The following is a 19,736-nucleotide window of genomic DNA, read 5'->3' on the forward strand; positions in this document are numbered from 1 at the left end:
GATAAGAAATGGCAAAAAAGAAAAAAATATTACCAGAGAAAAAAACGTTTACAGGTTTGTTGAGAGGTGAGTTTTTAATTAAAACAGGCTCAGAACAAAACTGGAAGTTTATGTTGTATTTGGTAGGTTTAGCTTTTTTGAGTATTTCGAGCTCGCATTTAGTGGATCGAAAAGTAGTTCGAATTGCTGAATTGCAAGATAAAGTTGAAGATTTAAAATCTCAATATACAGATAAGCATCGCGATTTGATGCGTATGCAATTAGAAACAGAAATCTTAGAGCGTACAGCAGTGTATGGTTTGAAGATTCCAGATAAACAACCTTATTATATAGTAGATAAAGTGTATGACACAATCGACGAAAAATAAAAACAATATGGTCATCAAAGGATGGGTTTTTGCCGGCGCACTTGCGATCTGGGCCATCTTTATTATTGTTTTTATGTTTCGAATTAATATAATAGAAGGGGTTGAATTAGAGCGGTTTGCAGAAAAAAACAACTTTAGATTAGATACAGTTGCAGCTGAACGTGGAAACTTGTACGCCTCAAATGGTGCTTTAATGGCCACTACAGTTACAAAACATAATATTTATGTCGATTTAACTGTGATCAAAGATGAGTTATTTAAGACAGAAATGCATAATCTTGCCGATTCTTTAGGTAAGATGTTTACAAAATCGCCTTCTTATTTTTACGATAAATTTTCTACAGAACGTAATAAGAAAAATCGCTACATGATGTTAGTGAAGGATTTGGATTATGAAGAATATCAACGAATCAGAAAATTCCCAATCTTTAATAAAGGTCAAAATAGAGGTGGATTTATCCATGAAACAGAATCAAAACGAGAATTAATAGTTCAAGATATCGGCGTTCGTACAATCGGTTACGATGATCGTCGTGGTAAAGTAGGCTTAGAAGGTGCTTATTCTGATTTATTAAGTGGTGTTGAAGGCCGTCGTTGGGAACAATTCATGGGACGTGGAAAATGGAAACCAATGAAAAGTTGGGAACAAGAACCACAATCAGGTTCTTCTGTTTACACGACAATTGATGCCGATTTACAAATGGTTGCATACGATGCGCTATACAAACAACTTTCAGAATTCGAAGCAGAACATGGAAGTATTGTTGTTATGGAAGTGAAAACTGGAAAAGTTCGTGCGATTGTTAATTTATCTCGTAAAAAAGATGGTACATATATAGATGATTATAACTATGCAGTTGGAGAAGCTGCAGAACCAGGATCTACTTTTAAAACAGTTTCGTTGCTTGCCGCAATGGATGATGGTTATATCAATAAAAATTCAACTGTAGAAACGGGTAACGGAAGTTATAAATTTTATGGCCGTACAATTACAGATTCACATGGTTACGGAACATTAACGGTAGATGGTGTGATGAAAAAATCATCGAATATTGGAACAGCTAAAATTATTAATCAATATTACGGAGAAAACCCAAAAGCTTTCTTCGAAAAAATGGATAAATGGCATATGACTTCTCCTCTTGGTGTAGATATTTTGGGAGAAGGAAAACCAATTATGCATACGCCAGATAGTAAATCATGGAGTAATATTACACTGCCAGTTATGGGATACGGCTATGGGTTACAATTAACTCCGATACAAATAGTAACTTTTTATAATGCAGTTGCAAATAATGGTAAAATGTTGAAACCATTATTTATGGATAAAATTACACGTAAAGGTGAACCTGATAAAGTTTTTGAACCAGTTGTTTTGGTTGATCAGTTAACTTCTTTGGAAAATGTAAAACAAATGCAAGAAATGTTGCGTGGTGCAGTTGAACAAGGAACAGGTAAAATTATTAGTAATAGTAATTACGATATCGCTGGAAAAACAGGAACTGCTCGTGTAGATTATTGGAAGAAAGATGGTAGAGGAATGCAATATCGTGCTTCGTTTGCAGGGTATTTTCCGGCAGAAAAACCAAAGTATTCTTGTATTGTTGTCGTACATAAACCAAATACAGCCAAAGGATTTTATGGAGGAAGTGTAACAGCTCCTGTTTTTAAGAAAATTGCCGATTGGGTATATTCAAAAACTCCCATACCTTTGCCACGCGATTTAGTAAAAAAGAACGCGGTGAATGAGTTTAAAAAAGAAGATAAAATTGTAACTAATGAATCTAAAAATATAGTGCCAAATGTTACTGGTCATACAGGATCTAAAGCAATTCCGGTATTAGAAAATTTAGGTTTAGATGTGCAATATTCAGGATTTGGAAAAGTGACAAATCAATCCATTCCTGCAGGGACAAGATTTAAGAAGGGTGAGACAATTTATTTAATGTTGGAAGGATGAGAAATTTAGTTGATCTATTATTTAAAGTTTCCATCTTAGAAACGATTGGTTCAACAAAAGTTGAAGTCAATACTATTCAATTTGATTCAAGAAAAGTATCAAAAGATGATGTTTTTGTTGCTGTAAATGGAGTTTCAGTAGACGGACATCACTATATAAGTAAAGCAATAGATTTAGGTGCTAAGGCAATTGTTTGTGAAATTTTACCAGAAAATATAGTTGATGGTATAACATATGTAAAAGTTGAAAATTCGACAATCGCATTAGGTGTTTTAGCTTCTAATTTTTATGGAAATCCGACAAAGGATTTAAAACTTGTTGGAGTTACAGGAACAAATGGGAAAACAACAACAACGACATTGTTGTACGAATTGTTTACAAAATTAGGGTATGCTTGCGCATTAATTTCGACAATTAAAATTGTAATTGATGGTGAAGTGATTCCATCTACGCATACAACGCCAGATATTTTGACATTAAACAAAATGTTTCGTGAGGCTGTAGATAGAGGTTGCGAATTTGCTTTTATGGAAGTTTCTTCGCACGGAATTCATCAAAATAGAATTGCAGGTTTACATTTCGAAGTTGCTGGATTTACGAATATCACACACGATCATTTGGATTACCATAAAACTTTTGCAAATTATCTTGCAGCTAAAAAGAAATTTTTCGACGATTTACCAAAAACGTCAACAGCAATTTCAAATGCAGATGATAAAAATGGAAAAGTGATGCTTCAGAATACAGTGGCAACAAAAAGATTGTACGCACTAAAAACTGATGCAGATTTCAAAGGAAAAATTATCGAACATCAATTTGATGGAATGCAATTAGAATTCAATGGAAAAGAATTCTGGACATCATTAATTGGTCAATTTAATGCCTATAATTTAGTATTAGTTTTTGGTATAGCCTCAATTTTAGGGCAAGATGAATTAGAAGTCTTAAAAGCATTGAGCACACTTGGAAATGTAGATGGTCGTTTTCAAACATTTCAAACGAAATCAGGTATTATTGTGATTGTAGATTATGCACATACGCCAGATGCTTTAGAAAATGTTTTGGATACAATTGAAGGGATTCGTACCAAAAATGAAAAATTAATAACAGTTGTAGGTTGTGGTGGAGATCGCGATAAAACAAAGCGTCCTGAAATGGCTGATATCGCAAGCGAAAAATCTAATCTTGCCATTTTTACATCAGATAATCCAAGAACAGAAGATCCAGAAGAGATTCTACGTGAAATGGAAGTTGGTGTGAAACCGCAATTTTATAATCGCACTTTGAAAATTACAGATCGTAAAGAAGCTATAAAAACAGCACTTAAAATGGCTGAGCCAAAAGATATTATTTTGATTGCAGGAAAAGGTCACGAGACATATCAAGAAATTAACGGAGTAAGAACACATTTTTCTGATGTTAAAATAGCGTCAGAATTGAGTAAAATATTGAACAAATAAAGAATGTTATACTATTTATTTGATTATTTAGAGAGTATCAATTTCCCTGGAGCACGCATGTTTCAATACACGTCTTTCCGTGCGGGAATGGCAATTTTATTAGCCATGTTCATCAGTTTGTTTTACGGAAAACGAATTATTAGTTATTTACGTAAAGAACAAATGGGTGAAATTGTTCGTGATTTAGGGTTGAAAGGACAAATCGAAAAAGCAGGAACGCCAACTATGGGTGGTTTAATCATCATATTAGCAACGTTAATTCCTACTTTACTTTTTGCAAAATTAGATAATATTTACATCATCATTTTGTTGGTTTCAACAATTTGGTTAGGTGTTATTGGATTTTTAGATGATTACATCAAAGTATTCAAGAAAAACAAAGAAGGTTTACAAGGTAAATTTAAAATTTTAGGACAAGTGGGTCTTGGAATTGTAGTTGGTTTAATGCTTTATTTCAGTCCAACAGTTACTGTAAAACATCAAGAAAACAGAGTGAAAGTCCAAGCAGGAACTGAACAAACGGAATACAATCGAGCAATTAAATTTGGTCCAGAAGAAAAAACATTAGAAACAACGATGCCTTTCGTTAAAGGGAATGAATTTAACTATTCAGATATTTTATTTTGGATGGATGCAGAAGATCGTCCTACATGGGCAGTTGCAGCAATTTTCATTTTTGCGGTAATTTTTATCATTACAGCAGTTTCGAATGGAGCCAATTTAACAGACGGTATCGATGGTTTAGCAGCTGGTAGTTCAGCTGTAATTATGGCGGCGATTGCTATGTTTGTTTTCGTTTCGGGAAATATCATGTTCGCAGATTATCTGAATATTATGTTTATTCCTCGTTCCGAAGAAGTATTAATTTTCTGTGGTGCATTCCTTGGAGGTTTGATCGGATTTATTTGGTACAATACCTATCCGGCGCAAGTATTCATGGGTGATACAGGAAGTTTGACAATTGGAGGTGTTATCGCAGTTTTGGCAATTATCGTTCGAAAAGAATTGTTACTACCGATTTTGTGTGGAATATTTTTCGCAGAAAGTTTGTCAGTGATGTTGCAAGTGTCTTATTTCAAGTACACGAAAAAGAAATTTGGTGAAGGTCGTAGAATCTTTTTGATGTCTCCTTTACATCACCATTTTCAAAAATTAGGATATCACGAAAGTAAAATCGTGGTTCGTGCCATTATCATCGGAATCATTTTAGCGGTAATTAGTATTATTACCTTAAAGATTAGATAAAAATGAAAAGATTAGTCGTTTTAGGAGGAGGAGAAAGTGGCGTAGGAACAGCTATTCTTGCGAAGAAAGAAAACTTTGAGGTTTTTCTTTCAGACATGGGACAAATAAAAGATAAATATAAACAACTTTTGGAGGAGCACGGAATCGCTTATGAAGAAGGACAGCATACAGAAGATTTAATTTTGAATGCAGACGAAATCATGAAAAGTCCAGGTATTCCTAAGAAAGCAGCACTAATTCAGAAATTAGAAGCGAAAGGCGTTTCAATTATTTCTGAAATTGAATTTGCATCTCGTTACACAGATGCAAAAATTATTGCGATTACAGGATCTAATGGAAAAACAACAACAACAAGTTTGATGTTCCATATCCTAAAGCAAGCTGGATTAAATGTAGGATTAGGTGGTAACATCGGAAAAAGTTTTGCAAAATCTGTAGCTGAAGATAACTTCGACTATTATGTGTTAGAAGTGAGTAGTTTTCAGTTAGACGATATTAAAACAGATTTCAAACCGTATGTTGCAATTTTATTAAACATTACACCAGATCATTTAGACCAATACAACTATCAGTTTGATTTGTATGCAAAGGCTAAATTCAGAATAACTGAAAACCAAGATGAAAACGATTATTTTATCTACAATTTGGATGATCCAAAAACAATGGAGATGATAGATCAGATGAATATTCGCGCTCATCGTAAACCGTTCACAATGATGGATGCAACAAATGAAGCATACGCAAATAATGAATTGTTCCGTGTGAGCGATTCGAATGGTGATTTTACAATGTTAGTGAATGATTTAGGATTAATTGGAAAACACAATGTTTCTAATTCATTGGCTGCGGCTGTAGCTGCAAAAATTATTGAAATCAATAATGAGGATCTAAAAAAGAGTTTGTCGGATTTTAAATCTGTTGAACATCGTTTAGAACCTGTTTTGACAATTGGCGGAATTGATTTTGTCAACGATTCTAAAGCAACAAATGTTAATGCAACTTATTATGCGTTAGAAAGTATGACGAAACCAATCGTTTGGATTGTTGGTGGAACTGATAAAGGAAACGACTATAGCGAAGTTTTACCTTTCGTTAAAAAGAAAGTAAAAGCAATCGTTTGTTTGGGTGTAGATAATGCCAAAATTATTGATTTTTTCAGTCCATACATCGATACAATTGTCGAAACGAATAATATGAAAGATTGTGTTGCTCAATCCTATCAATTGGCAACAAAAGGAGAAACGGTTTTATTATCACCAGCTTGTGCAAGTTTCGATTTGTTCAACGGTTACGAAGATCGTGGCGATCAATTTAAAGAAAACGTACGCAAATTATAATAACAAACTAACCAATGTCTACCATCGTACAAAAATATTTTAAAGGCGATAAACCGCTTTGGGCTTTCATTTTATTGTTAGCATTATTTTCGTTCTTACCAGTTTATTCGGCAAGTTCTAACTTGGTGTATACAGTAGGTTCAGGAACTATTTTTGGACATTTAGGTAAACATGCCGTAATTCTTTTAATTGGTTTATTTTTCATTTATGGATTACAGCGTGTGGATTATCGTTGGTTTGGCCTATTTGCTTTAAGTGCAGTTCTTTTACTTTCAGTAGTTTTGATCCTGACGCTCGTACAAGGACAAACAATCGGTGGGGCAAATGCTGCTCGATGGTTGACGATTCCAGGAACAGGGATAGGTATTCAACCATCTATGATAGCTTCACAAGCATTGTTGATTTATATAGCTCGTTATTTGACAAAAAATAGAGACAAAGAATATACATGGAAAAATACCTTAATTCCTTTATTTTTACCAATCCTTGCTATTGTAGGATTAATTTTTCCTTCTAATGGATCAACAGCGTTGATGTTAGCTGGAATGTGTGGGATATTATTGATTATTGGAGGATTTCCATTCAAGTATTTATTTACAATTGCAGGATTAGGGATTCTTTTAGGAGGAGGATTTATTTGGTTGGCTTTTAATAAACCAGATTTAATTGCAAATTCGCGTGTACACACATGGATGTCACGTATAGAGAAATTTAATGATGATTCGGGTTTAGAAAGCTACCAAGTTCTACACGCAAAAGCAGCAATTGCAAGAGGTTTAAATGAAATGGCAGGACCAGGAAAAAGTGTTTTTAAACAGACTTTACCTCAGTCTTCTTCCGATTTTATCTTCGCAATTATTGTAGAAGAGTACGGTGCCATTGGTGCAATTTTATTAATTGGAATTTTTCTTTTGATATTAATTCGAATTTGTATCATCGCATCTAAAATTCATACCATTTTTGGTACGCTACTTGTATTTGCAGTCGGCCTACCAATTATCGTTCAAGCAATGGTGAATATGGCGGTTGCTGTAAATTTAATTCCAGTAACAGGACAACCATTACCAATGATTAGTTATGGTGGAACATCCATTTGGATGACATGTATTTCGTTCGGAATAATTTTGAGTGTTAGTACTCAAATTAAATCGAAAGAAGAATTAGAACAAGATAGAAAAGTATTAAGTGAAGAATACATCGAAGACATCGCCTAAAGTTTTGATAAGTGGCGGAGGAACAGGTGGACATATATATCCAGCTATAGCAATCGCAGATGAAATAAAACGTCGTTTGCCAGATGCTCAAATTCTGTTTGTAGGAGCAGAAGGAAGAATGGAAATGGAAAAAGTACCAAAAGTTGGTTATGCTATAAAAGGCTTACCAATTTCTGGATTTGATAGAAGTAATATGAAAGCGAATTTAAAATTTCCTTTCAAATTGATAAAAAGTTTAAGTCTTGCAAAGAAAATCTATACTGATTTTCAACCAGACTTAGCTATTGGTACAGGAGGTTATGCAAGTGGACCAATGTTGTGGATAGCGGGAAGCAAAAATGTTCCGATTTTATTACAAGAACAAAATTCGTTTCCGGGTGTTACCAACAAAATTTTGAAAAATAAAGCAAAGGCTATTTGTACAGCTTACGAAGGAATTTCACAGTTTCCACAAGAAAAAGTGCATTACACAGGAAATCCAATTCGTGCCGAAATTTTTCAAAACTTACCATCCAAATCAGAAGCAATTTCTGTTTTTGGATTAGATCCAGAAAAACCAACTATTTTATCTGTTGGAGGTTCGCAAGGATCAAGAGCAATGAATAATGCATGGTTAGAAAACCTTGAGGAATTTGTTGCAAGTGGTGTTCAGTTAATTTGGCAAACAGGAAAGTTAGATTATCAAAAAATCAAAAACTTGGTTGGAGATAAATATCCAACCATTCATGTAACCGAATTTATTTACAACATGAAAGATGCGTATGCAGCTTCGGATATGATTGTTTCTCGTGCAGGAGCTATGGCAATTTCGGAATTGTGTATAGTTGGTAAAGCAACAATTTTGCTTCCTTTACCAACAGCGGCAGAAGATCATCAAACTAAAAATGCGCAAGCGTTGGTTGAGAGAGAGGCTGCGATTATGGTAAAAGATGCAGATGCAAAACAAAATTTAGTCAAAGAGGTAATTGCTTTGGCAAACAATGAAAAATTAAAAAATAAATTATCTCAAAACATCAAGCAATTAGGGAAACCGAATGCGACAAAAGAGATTGTAGATATATTATTGAATTTATTATAATGAATATTTTAGATAAAACATATTATTATTTCATCGGTGCAGGAGGAATCGGAATGAGTGCGTTGGAACGTTTCTTCAAATCAATCGGAAAAGAAGTTGCAGGTTATGACAAAACACAAACCGAACTGACAACTGAATTGATTACTGAAGGAATTGATATTCATTTCGAAGATGATATCGAGTTAATTCCAGCAGGAATTAAACCAGAAAATACATTGGTGATTTATACACCAGCGGTACCAAAAGATCATTCTGAACTAAATTATTTTTTAGTGAATGATTTTAAAGTCATGAAACGTTCTGAAGTGTTAGGTGAAATTACCAAACATACCTACAATATTGGCGTTGCGGGAACGCACGGGAAAACAACAACTTCGTCTATTTTAGGGCATATCCTAAAAGTAGCAGAAGTAGAAAGTACAGCATTTTTAGGTGGTATTGCAGAAAATTACGATTCAAATATCATTCTAAATGGCTCTAAATATACGGTTGCTGAAGCCGATGAATTTGACCGTTCTTTTTTACGCCTTTCTCCGAAATTAGCCATTATTACAAGTGATGATCCTGATCATTTGGATATTTATGGAGAGCGTGAAGAAGTAAAAAAATCATTTCAAGAATTTGCAGCAATTGTAGAAGAAAAACTATTTGTTCGCAAAGGTTTAAATTTTGAAAATGCTTTTACTTACGGAGTTGAAGAAGATGCTGATTATAATGCGCATAATGTAAGAATTATTGACGGGCATTATGTTTTTGATGTAACGACTCCTCATGGAGAAATGCAAAACATCGGAATTTTATTGCCAGGTCATCATAATATGGAAAATGCTCTTGCAGCATTAGCTGTAGCAGAATATTTAGGGATTTCTCTTGATAAAATAAAAGACGCTTTAGCAAGCTTTGTGGGAGTGAAAAGACGCTTTAATCGTTTCGAAGCAAATGGAAAAATTTATATCGACGATTATGCACATCATCCAACAGAATTGAATGCTGCAATTCGTTCAGTTCGTGAATTATATCCGGGTAAAAAAGTGTTAGGAGTATTTCAACCTCATTTATTTACACGAACACGTGATTTTGCTGATGAGTTTGGAGCAAGTTTAAGCCAATTAGATAGCCTTATTTTATTAGATATTTATCCGGCAAGAGAGCTTCCAATCGAAGGTGTATCATCAAATTGGTTGTTAGAAAAGGTAGATTTACAAGAAAAAATAGTATCTTCATTAGAAGATAGTTTAGCGAACATCAAAAAACGAGATTTTGATGTGTTATTAACTGTAGGAGCAGGAAATATTGATACAATTGTTAAACCAATAAAAGAATGGTTAAGTGAAGCATAAATTGAAAATCATACAAGTGATTTTTGGAGTTATCTTGCTAATCGGTTTGATTAGTTTTACGGTAATTAAGAATGCTTCGCGTACTGTGGAAAAAATTGATGTGGCATTTGTTCAGCCCGTTGAAAATTATTTTATCAATGACGAATCGATAAAAGATATAATCAACAAAGATGGAAAAGACATTATGAAACAAACCTTGAGAGAGGTAAATGTAAAAGATATCGAACAAAAAATAAATAAGAGTCCCTTTGTAGATTCTGTACAAGTGAGTAAAAACATTAATGGACATTTACGACTTGATATAAAAGCAAATACAGCAGTTGCTCGAGTGAAAACGCTGACAAATGAGTTTTATTTGACAACCAAAGGCGAAAAAATGCCTTTATCTAAATTAAGTTCAGCGGATGTAATTTTGGTTTCTGGTGATGTAAAACCGAATGAGTATGAGGATTTGAGTAAATTTGTTCAAGCTTTGAAAGCAGATGAATTATTAAAAAATCACATCATAGCCATTCAGAAAGTAGGACAACGTTCATTTAATTTAATTGTAAATAGTGGAAACTATTATATAGAATTAGGTACTTTAAATAATTTTGAACAAAAGTTACATAATCTGAAATTGTACTATTATCAATACATCGATTTTATAGGAACAGAAGATTATGAAAAATTGAGCTTGAAATTTGTAAACCAAGTTGTAGCAACCAAACGAATAAAAAATGGAGAACAATAGTAAGATTGCAGTTGGCTTAGACATAGGAACTACAAAAATTGTAGCACTTGTCGGACGAAAAAATGAAAACGGAAAAATTGAAATTCTTGGACACGGACAAGCAAAAAGTTTGGGTGTACACAGAGGAGTCGTGAATAATATTACGCAAACTATCAATTCGATAAAAGAAGCAATTGATAAGGCAGAAAGGTCTTCAGGTGTCAAGATTACTGATGTAACCGTTGGTATTGCAGGACAACATATTCGTAGTTTACAACATAGCGATTACATTACACGTACCAATTCAGAAGATGTGATAGATGATAATGATTTAAAATTATTAACAAATCAGGTCTATAAATTGGTGATGTTACCAGGAGAAGAAATTATCCATGTTCTTCCGCAAGAATTTAAGGTTGATAACGAAGGAGAAATTCGAGAACCAATCGGTATGTACGGAAGTCGTTTAGAAGCCAATTTCCATGTGGTTGTAGGACAAGTTTCTTCTATCCGAAATATTGCACGTTGTGTAAAAGCCGCAGGTTTACGCTTGGCAAGTATCACTTTAGAGCCTATTGCATCTTCAAGTGCAGCACTTAGCGAAGAGGAAAAAGAAGCAGGTGTAGCATTGATTGACATAGGTGGTGGTACAACAGATATTGCAATTTTTAAAGATAGTATCATTCGTCACACATCGGTTATTCCATTCGGTGGAAATGTGATTACAGAAGACATTAAAGTTGGATGCTCTATTATCGGTAAACAAGCCGAAGCTTTAAAAGAAAAATTTGGCTCTGCTTGGCCAGGTGAAAATAAAGAAACAGAAATTGTCTCGATTCCTGGATTAAAAGGCCGCGAAGCAAAAGAAATATCATTAAAAAGATTGTCACAAATTATCCATGCACGCGTGCAGGAAATTTTAGAACAAGTTTATTTAGAATTGAAAAACTACGGTTGCGAAGATCAAAACAAAAAATTGATTGCAGGAATCGTTTTAACAGGTGGGGGGTCAAAATTAAAACACATTCGTCAATTAACAGAATATGTTACAGGTATGGATGTGAGAATTGGATACTCCAACGAGCATATTGTAGGTGCTAAAGCAGAAGAAATCAGCGGTCCTGAATATGCAACATCTGTTGGATTATTGATGAAAGGGTTAGAAGAGTTAGCGGCAAATTATCAGCACGAAATTTATGAAAAACCAGTAATTGATAACCTAAACAATCAAGAAGAACTAGAAATAGGTGGATATTCCTCACAATCAAAATCAACAAACGTTGCTACTGATGTTGAAAATGTAAAAATACCAAAAAGGGAAGAAGTTGTTGATGAATTCTTGGATCAAGAAATTGGAGATAAGAAAGAAACTAAATCTAAACCAGAAAAGAAGAATTTCTTTTCGAAATGGACGGATAAATTTATCCAAATGATTAACGAAACCGAATAATAAGAATAAATTACGAACCAATTTAATAAGAAGAATATGAGTGATATGTTATCAGGAGATATTGTGTTCAATTTACCAAAGAGCCGATCTCAAGCTATCAAAGTAATCGGAGTAGGTGGTGGAGGTAGTAATGCCGTAAACTACATGTTTGAACAAGGAATCGCGGGAGTAGAGTTTGTGATCTGTAACACAGATTCTCAGGCTTTAGCTAACAGTCCAGTTCCAACAAGAATTCAATTAGGACAAGCAATAACTGAAGGTTTAGGCGCTGGTGCAAATCCTGAGGTAGGAGAGCAATCTGCTATCGAGAGTATGGATGATGTGAAAGCTGTCTTAGACGAAGGAACTAAAATGGTTTTTATTACTGCTGGAATGGGTGGTGGTACAGGAACCGGAGCAGCGCCAGTAATTGCTGGTATTGCAAAAGAAATGGATATCTTGACTGTAGGTATTGTAACAGCGCCATTCTTTTTCGAAGGAAGAATGAGGTTGGAACAAGCTGAAAAAGGTATCGAAAAATTAAGACAAAACGTAGATTCATTAATTGTAATCAATAATGATAAATTACGTGAGTTATACGGAAACTTAGGTTTTAAAAATGGATTCTCTAAAGCTGATGAAGTTTTAACAACAGCGGCAAAAGGGATTGCAGAAGTTATTACACAACACTATGCAATGAACATTGATTTACGTGATGCGCGAACAGTTCTTAAAAACTCTGGTACAGCAATCATGGGATCTGCACAAGGTTCAGGTGAAAACAAAGCAAAAGACGCAATTTCTTCTGCTTTAGACTCTCCATTGTTGAATAATAACAAAATTACAGGAGCACGAAATGTATTGTTATTAATTTTATCTGGTAATAATGAAATTACAATGGATGAAATTGGAGTAATCAATGATTACATTCAACAAGAAGCAGGTAATAGCGCAAATATCATCATGGGTATTGGCGAAGATTTAGATTTAGGCGATTCTATCTCTGTAACTGTTGTTGCAACTGGTTTTCCTACAGAAGATCAGGCATATACAGGAAAAGAAGAACAAAAAATTATTCACACTTTAGAGGAAGAACAACCGATCAATAAGACGTTATCTGTAGAACAACCTTTTGTAAATCGAGTAAAACCGATGACGTTAGACTTTGGTCGTTCTAATGCTTCTCAACAATCGCTACAACAAAATAAAAAGCCAGAAACGCCTCAAAACAACTATCGTAATGTAGATGTTAATCAAAGTTTTCAACAACAAACTTATCACAATACTCCAGCTGAATCTTTTGAAGAAAATAACTCTCCAAAACGATATGTTTTAGATGATGTTGAGGACGAGCCAGTACAAGAAAAACGTTCTTACGACGACTTTGAACCACGTTTGAAATCTGATTTTAATCGTACGCAAGAGCCATCGAATAACGCAAATAATAATCAAACATATAATTCATATTCAAATCCTGTAGCTTCAGAACAATCTAATTATCCTCAAAATAATTATGCTGGATACCAAGCTCCTCAAAATAATGGATATGGAAATGTAGAACCGATTCAATCAAATGTATCGCAGTCAACAGCTTCGCAAATAGAACATGTTCAAGTTGCTGTAGATCCATTTAATCAACCAATCGAACAGTCTAATGACCCTGAATTGAATAGTATGATTGAAGAGAGAAGAAATCGTTTGAAACAATTTAATTTTAAATTTAATAACACGATGACAAACTCTCAGGTAGATGAATATGAGGCCATTCCTGCTTACAAACGTCAAGGATTGAATTTATCTGATCGTAATGATAAACAATCATCTGATTTTTCGGTAGGTACAAACCGTAACAACGAAACTCAAATTCGTCCAAACAATTTTCTACACGACAACGTAGATTAATAAAGGATCACTCGTAAAAAAAATTCTTATTATAGAAAAGGTTCATTGCTTTTGCGATGAGCCTTTTTTTGTCTTAAATTTGTAGTCTAAAAGCAAAACAAATGAATTTAGAAACTCAAATAATGGCACAGTTAAAAGAAGCGATGAAAGCTAAAAATACTGTTGCTTTAGAAGCTTTAAGAGCTGTAAAATCTGAATTATTATTAGCTAAAACATCTGGAGTTAATGGTGATTTATCAGAAGATCAAGAAATTGCTTTATTACAAAAACTTGTAAAACAACGTAAAGAAGCTGCTGAACAATTTGAAGCAAATGGACGTGTAGAATTAGCGGAAAAAGAATTGGCACAAGCAGATGTTATTCAACAATTTTTACCCGCCCAATTAACAGACGAAGAGTTAACAGCTGTAATTCAAGAAATAGTGACTAAAGTTGGCGCTACTTCACCTAAAGATATGGGAAAAGTAATGGGAGCTGCATCATCTCAATTAGCTGGTAAAGCAGAAGGAAAGTTAATTTCAGCTAAAGTAAAAGATATTTTAGCAAGTTTATAATTGATTTTTAAATCTTTAAAAATTAAGAAAAGGTAAAGTTTGATAGACTTTACCTTTTTTGTTTCTCAATTTGATAAATATTACTAAATATTACAAATGTGTTATATCTTGAATAATAATATTTTATCCGATTTAAATGATTAATTGCCAAAAAAATTAGGATTCATACTTTATTTTAACATTAAATTAACAGTCCGCTGTAAGCATCTAAATTAGCAAAGCACAAGAGATTTTAGAATTAAAAATCAATGCATTAAAATAATTCTAAATAAAAAGGTGTTTATACCCTTAAATTTGCAAAGTAAATCAGAAAAATCTAAAGGATGACGAAAAGCATTACAGCGTTTATAGCAATGTTAATGATTTTTCCAATAGCAAATGCTGATGGTAAAATTTTTAAGGAATCGGGTATTAATGAGGCAATTATTGTACCAGCTTCTGAGAAAAGATTTAGTAATGATTTTGATAATGATACTATCAAACAAGATACATTATCAATTGAAGATGAAAAGTTGGTCGGAGAACTTATCGAGAGTAGTGCTCGAAAAATCTCGACAGGAGTTGTTTCTTGGTATGGAGACAAATTCCACGGACGCAAGACAGCTAGTGGTGAAAAGTATGACAAACACGAACTTACAGCTGCCCATAAGTCTTTACCATTTGGTACGAAAGTAAAAGTTACGAATATCAGAAATGGTAAATCTGTGGTTGTAGAAATCAACGACAGAGGTCCATACGCTAAATCTAGAGTTTTAGACTTAAGTCAAGCTGCATTCAGCGAAATCGGTCACACCAATACAGGAGTGATGAAAGTTGAATATGAAATTATCAAAAGCGAAGACTAAAAAAAGGCTAAGATGTTCAGAAAAAATAAAAAGGTTTGAGAAATATTTCTCAAACCTTTTTTATTATGTTCATATGTAAAAAAATGCTACTGAAGATTTTAACTTAAATATATATAAAATATACTTTTTTATACTTCTAATTTTAATAGCTTTACATCTTAATTTACTTTACGATTGGATCAGGACATATCAACTTTTATACGAGATAAAAAATTAGAAGAAGCTTTTAAATTAATTGTGAAAGAATATCACCAGAAGGTTTATTGGCAGATACGTCGCATGGTTTTGATTCATGAAGATGCGGACGATGTGTCGCAGAATGTATTTATAAAGGTTTATCAAAACTTGGATTCTTTTAAAAATGAGTCAAAATTTTCGACATGGATTTTTAGAATTGCGTATAATGAAACCATAAATTTTATTCATAAAAATGCAAAAGAAAGAAATGTTTCGTACGATGATTATTCGATGAATGTCGCCAATAATTTGTCTTCTGATGTATATTTTACAGGTGATGAAATTCAACAAAAGTTACAAGAAGCAATTGCAAGTTTGCCAGAAAAACAACGTACAGTTTTTTTGATGAAATATTACGAAGAATTGAAGTATGAACAAATTTCTGAAATCTTAGGAACATCGGTAGGAGCACTCAAAGCATCCTATTACCATGCAGTGACAAAGATTAAAGAATTTTTAGAACTTGAAGATTAAACCTTTTTTTAATTTTATTGTCTAAGTGGTGATATGAAGAATGATTTAAAAAATAATTTTAAAGTTCCTGATCATTATTTCGATGATTTGCAGAATGAACTATATCTGAATTCTTTCAAACAAAAAGAAAATTTAACTGTACCGAATCAATATTTTAATGATTTGGAAGAGAATATAATTGCTAAAACAATCAATAAAAAAGAAACAAAAGTTATCCATTTTACTAAGTGGTGGGCAGTTGCTTGTTTAATTTTTATTGCTTTAATTGCTCTTCCTTTTATGATTAATTCTTCTCAAAAATCACAAGAAGTTGTTGATACAAAAACGGAGATTCAGGTTTATGAAAAAATTTATGATTCGTATATAGTAAGTGATCAAAATAAAAAATCGTCTAATGAAACATTAGACGATTCTGATTTTGTTTTGTATAATTATTAAGAAATTTTTAAATAATTTCTGCGCTCAAACCTCGGTTCAATAACTCTGTGCATCGAGGTTTTAAATCTTCTAATTCACCAGTCAATACTTCGCATTTACCTTTGTAATGAATTAAAATCGAACATTGTTCTGCTTGTTCTGGTGTATGTTCACAAACATCAATTAACGATTCGATTACCCAATCAAATGTATTCACATCATCATTGTAAACGATAATTTGATACTTGTGCGATTCTTGCTCCAATACATCAACAGCCGAATCTTTTTCCGTTTCCCATAGAGGTTGCGTTGCGTATTTTATCATATCATTTTATTTTTTGAAATGCAGTGCAATCCACTCATTTCGTTGTTTTTTAGACACAAATTTTAAACCATTTTCGGTACAGAAAGCCAAGATGTCATCAAAATCTTGTTCCATTAAACCACTTAAGAATAAATCACCATTTTCGTTCAATACATTAATATAAGAAGGAATTTGGCTGATTAAAATATTTTTGTTGATATTGGCTAAAATAACGTCAAATTGTTTGCTTCCCAACAATGAATTATCTCCCATTTTGGCATCCAAACTTACACCATTTCGTTTTCCATTTTCGATAGAGTTTTCAACAGCCCATTCATCAATATCAATGCATTCTGCATAGTTTGCACCACGCTTCATTCCTAAAATTGCAAGAATAGAAGTTCCACAGCCCATGTCCAAAATATCTTTTCCTGTAAATTCAGTTTCCAAGATATATTCTACCATCAAATGTGTTGTAGAATGGTGCCCTGTTCCAAACGACATTTTTGGTTGAATGATAATTTCGTACGGAATATTTTCTACTGTTTCGTGGAATTCGGCACGAATTAAACATTGATCATTTACTAAAATTGGTGTGAAATTTTCTTCCCACGTTGCATTCCAATTTTGTTGTTCGATTTCTTGACGCGTATAGGAAAAATCAATGTTCTCTATAGAATCGATTACTTCTTTTACATCATCAATATTTTCTTCTGTTTTTGGCATGTAAGCATCAAAACCTTCCTCGTTTTCAACAAAACTTTCAAAAGGTAATTCAGAAATCATTGCAATAATAATTTCATTAAAAGGCTCTACTACCGCAACTTTAAATTTATATTCGATATAATTTGTCATAAAAAATATGGAAAACATCAAATTATTTTCCGATGCAAATTTACGATTTTTAAAATTAACTTGTCAATGAGATTATTTCGTAATTGAAAAGTTCTTTAGACCAACCATAATTTCCCGTTTTCCAGGAGGTCCTGGACGTTTTTGCACGATATAACCCAAATCTTTTAACCCTCTTTTAATACTCCCTTTTGCAGCATAAGTAGTGAAAATAGCAGAGTTTTTAGTGACAGAATCTACGATTTCTAATAATTCTTTTTCCCATAATTCGGGTTGAACACGCGAACCAAAAGCATCGAAATAAACTAAATCGACGTTTTTTTCTTGAATATTTTTGAGATTGAAAAAATCTTCTTCCACTTTTTTGAATTCAAAATAAGGTGAAATCTTGTGCCATTTTTCCCAATTAGAATCAAATAATAGCTGATAATATTCTAAAAACTCTGTTTTACGATCTTCTAATTCAGGATAAAGTTTAAACACATTTTCAAAATAATTAACCAACTCAAATTCCTCCTTAGAAACCGGAAACTTTTCGATTCCAACATATTGCACAGAAATTTTATTTTTCTCTGCTTCTATTAAAGTGATAAACGAATTTAATCCCGTTCCTAATCCAATTTCTAAAATTTTAATAAAATCTTTTGTTTCTTTAAAATGATGTAATCCATTTTGAATAAATACATGAAAAGCCTCTTGTACAGCGCCATGTTTGGAATGATAAGATTCATCCCAATCTTCAATATAGATGGTTTTTGAACCGTCTTCAGTTTCTTGAATAATTCTTTTCATCGTCTAAAGTTATGATATTTATTATGAAAAAGTGCAAATAAAATGTACCTTTGATAAGCACAAACAAAATATATCGTAAAATGATTATAGAAAAAATTGCTGAATCTAAATTCAATGATTCAGTTTTCGACTCTACTGTTTTTGGTAAAGAGTTTACAGACCATATGTTAATCGCGCACTACAAAGATGGTAAGTGGGATGAGCCTAAAATTGTACCTTATGGTCCAATTTCGATGACTCCAGCAGCGATGTCTTTCCATTATGGACAAACAATTTTTGAAGGAATGAAAGCTTACAAGAATGATGAAGAAGAAGTGTTTATCTTCCGTCCTGAGAAAAATTTTGAGCGTTTTAATCTTTCTGCTGCTCGTCTTAATATGCCTCAAATTCCAAAAGAAATTTTTATTGATGGTTTAAAAACTATTATTGATTTAGATCGTCAATGGGTACCAAAAGATTACGGAACGTCTTTATACATTCGTCCTGTAATGTTTGCGACAGAAGAAGCGGTTTCTGCAAGAGCATCTAATGAATTCATCTTTGCTATTTTATTGGCTTATGCTCCTAATTATTACGACAAACCTTTATCAGTTAAAATTGCTGATTACTACAGCCGTTCTGCCCAAGGAGGTGTTGGTTTTGCAAAATGTGGTGGAAATTATGCGGGATCTTTCTTCCCAACTTCAGAAGCACAAAAAGATGGATATGATCAGGTAATTTGGACAGATTCTATCGAGCATAAATACATCGAAGAAGCAGGAACAATGAACGTAATGGTACGCATCGGAAACAAAATTTTAACTGCGCCAACTTCAGAGCGTATTTTGAATGGTGTAACACGTGATTCTGTTTTGACGTTAGCTAAAGATAATGGATATGAAGTTGAAGTACGCCCTGTCGAAGTACAAGAGTTATATGATGCATACAAATCTGGAGAATTAAAAGAAGTTTTTGGTTGTGGAACTGCTGTTGTTATTACGCAGTATGATGCAGTAGGATTTGGAGAAGAGCGTGCGCAATTACCTACTTTAGCGGAAGAAGATTCTTTTGCTTTACAATTGAAAAAGAAATTAAAAGATATTCAATACGGATTAGCGAATGATCCTTACGGATGGAGAATTAAAATAGAAAAACAAGCTTAATTTATTTTTAAGTAATTTTTTTTAAAAAATTTAAGCTGACAATTTGATTGTCAGCTTTTTTTGGCACGATATTT

Annotated in this window: 19 protein-coding genes; 16 read left to right on the forward strand and 3 right to left on the reverse strand. The window is 33.1% G+C overall.

All coding sequences use genetic code 11. From position 1 onward, the window contains the following. The first annotated feature begins 8 nt into the window (after window positions 1-8). The 15 genes from HX088_RS05135 (at window position 9) to HX088_RS05205 (ending at window position 16,593) form a co-directional block, all read left to right on the forward strand. Window positions 9-368, forward strand: a complete 360-nt coding sequence (locus tag HX088_RS05135) for an FtsL-like putative cell division protein (protein WP_171621893.1) — start codon at window positions 9-11, stop codon at window positions 366-368. Continuing rightward, window positions 346-2,328, forward strand: a complete 1,983-nt coding sequence (locus HX088_RS05140) for a PASTA domain-containing penicillin-binding protein (RefSeq protein ID WP_286483604.1) — start codon at window positions 346-348, stop codon at window positions 2,326-2,328. The genes HX088_RS05135 and HX088_RS05140 overlap by 23 nt, the downstream gene beginning before the upstream one ends. Further along, window positions 2,325-3,788, forward strand: coding sequence for a UDP-N-acetylmuramoyl-L-alanyl-D-glutamate--2,6-diaminopimelate ligase (locus tag HX088_RS05145; RefSeq protein WP_286483605.1), 1,464 nt, complete (start codon window positions 2,325-2,327; stop codon window positions 3,786-3,788). Before HX088_RS05140 ends, HX088_RS05145 begins: the two co-directional genes overlap by 4 nt. 3 nt (window positions 3,789-3,791) lie before the next feature. Then, window positions 3,792-5,033, forward strand: coding sequence for a phospho-N-acetylmuramoyl-pentapeptide-transferase (gene mraY / locus HX088_RS05150; protein ID WP_171621896.1), 1,242 nt, complete (start codon window positions 3,792-3,794; stop codon window positions 5,031-5,033). A gap of 2 nt (window positions 5,034-5,035) precedes the next feature. Then, the gene (murD, locus tag HX088_RS05155) at window positions 5,036-6,370 is read left to right on the forward strand and encodes a UDP-N-acetylmuramoyl-L-alanine--D-glutamate ligase (RefSeq protein WP_225539372.1); all 1,335 of its coding nucleotides are present in this window, start codon (window positions 5,036-5,038) and stop codon (window positions 6,368-6,370) included. Between the two features lie 14 nt (window positions 6,371-6,384). Next, window positions 6,385-7,584: an FtsW/RodA/SpoVE family cell cycle protein gene (locus HX088_RS05160; protein WP_225539373.1), complete on the forward strand. Its 1,200-nt coding sequence runs from the start codon at window positions 6,385-6,387 to the stop codon at window positions 7,582-7,584. Continuing rightward, window positions 7,556-8,662, forward strand: coding sequence for an undecaprenyldiphospho-muramoylpentapeptide beta-N-acetylglucosaminyltransferase (gene murG / locus HX088_RS05165; RefSeq protein ID WP_171621899.1), 1,107 nt, complete (start codon window positions 7,556-7,558; stop codon window positions 8,660-8,662). The genes HX088_RS05160 and murG overlap by 29 nt, the downstream gene beginning before the upstream one ends. Further along, window positions 8,662-10,002 carry a UDP-N-acetylmuramate--L-alanine ligase gene (gene murC / locus HX088_RS05170; protein ID WP_286483606.1) on the forward strand — a complete coding sequence of 447 codons (1,341 nt, stop codon included), beginning with the start codon at window positions 8,662-8,664 and terminating at the stop codon, window positions 10,000-10,002. Before murG ends, murC begins: the two co-directional genes overlap by 1 nt. A 1-nt stretch (window position 10,003) precedes the next feature. Continuing rightward, window positions 10,004-10,735 (forward strand): cell division protein FtsQ/DivIB, encoded by a 732-nt coding sequence (locus HX088_RS05175; RefSeq protein ID WP_225541109.1) that lies wholly within the window; start codon window positions 10,004-10,006, stop codon window positions 10,733-10,735. Further along, window positions 10,722-12,164, forward strand: coding sequence for a cell division protein FtsA (ftsA, locus tag HX088_RS05180; protein ID WP_171621902.1), 1,443 nt, complete (start codon window positions 10,722-10,724; stop codon window positions 12,162-12,164). The genes HX088_RS05175 and ftsA overlap by 14 nt, the downstream gene beginning before the upstream one ends. Window positions 12,165-12,209: 45 nt before the next feature. Further along, entirely contained in the window at window positions 12,210-14,045 is a 1,836-nt protein-coding gene (gene ftsZ, locus HX088_RS05185; RefSeq protein WP_225539411.1) for a cell division protein FtsZ, read from the forward strand. A gap of 101 nt (window positions 14,046-14,146) precedes the next feature. After that, on the forward strand, window positions 14,147-14,599 hold the full coding sequence (locus HX088_RS05190) for a GatB/YqeY domain-containing protein (protein WP_286483607.1): 453 nt from the start codon (window positions 14,147-14,149) through the stop codon (window positions 14,597-14,599). 323 nt (window positions 14,600-14,922) lie between these two features. Next, window positions 14,923-15,444 carry a septal ring lytic transglycosylase RlpA family protein gene (locus HX088_RS05195; RefSeq protein WP_286483608.1) on the forward strand — a complete coding sequence of 174 codons (522 nt, stop codon included), beginning with the start codon at window positions 14,923-14,925 and terminating at the stop codon, window positions 15,442-15,444. 174 nt (window positions 15,445-15,618) lie between these two features. Next, window positions 15,619-16,155 (forward strand): RNA polymerase sigma factor, encoded by a 537-nt coding sequence (locus HX088_RS05200; protein WP_260542055.1) that lies wholly within the window; start codon window positions 15,619-15,621, stop codon window positions 16,153-16,155. A gap of 33 nt (window positions 16,156-16,188) precedes the next feature. Next, window positions 16,189-16,593 (forward strand): hypothetical protein, encoded by a 405-nt coding sequence (locus tag HX088_RS05205; protein ID WP_260542057.1) that lies wholly within the window; start codon window positions 16,189-16,191, stop codon window positions 16,591-16,593. A 7-nt stretch (window positions 16,594-16,600) separates the two neighbouring features. Here the strand turns inward: HX088_RS05205 and HX088_RS05210 are convergent, their stop codons facing one another. The 3 genes from HX088_RS05210 to mnmC2 all read right to left on the reverse strand — a co-directional run bounded on the left by HX088_RS05210 (window position 16,601) and on the right by mnmC2 (window position 18,520). Beyond that, on the reverse strand, window positions 16,601-16,897 hold the full coding sequence (locus HX088_RS05210) for an ATP-dependent Clp protease adaptor ClpS (RefSeq protein WP_171621907.1): 297 nt from the start codon (window positions 16,895-16,897) through the stop codon (window positions 16,601-16,603). A gap of 6 nt (window positions 16,898-16,903) precedes the next feature. After that, on the reverse strand, window positions 16,904-17,731 hold the full coding sequence (gene prmA / locus HX088_RS05215; protein ID WP_188319180.1) for a 50S ribosomal protein L11 methyltransferase: 828 nt from the start codon (window positions 17,729-17,731) through the stop codon (window positions 16,904-16,906). A gap of 72 nt (window positions 17,732-17,803) precedes the next feature. Next, a complete protein-coding gene (gene mnmC2 / locus HX088_RS05220; RefSeq protein WP_286483609.1) occupies window positions 17,804-18,520 on the reverse strand; it encodes a tRNA (5-methylaminomethyl-2-thiouridine)(34)-methyltransferase MnmC2 in 717 nt (238 codons plus the stop codon). An 80-nt stretch (window positions 18,521-18,600) separates the two neighbouring features. Between mnmC2 and HX088_RS05225 the strand changes: the two genes are divergently transcribed. Further along, window positions 18,601-19,662: a branched-chain amino acid aminotransferase gene (locus HX088_RS05225; RefSeq protein WP_171621909.1), complete on the forward strand. Its 1,062-nt coding sequence runs from the start codon at window positions 18,601-18,603 to the stop codon at window positions 19,660-19,662. Window positions 19,663-19,736 lie beyond the last annotated feature (74 nt).

Origin of the sequence: Empedobacter sp. 225-1 (assembly GCF_030328185.1) — a bacterium.
Lineage (GTDB): Bacteria > Bacteroidota > Bacteroidia > Flavobacteriales > Weeksellaceae > Empedobacter > Empedobacter stercoris.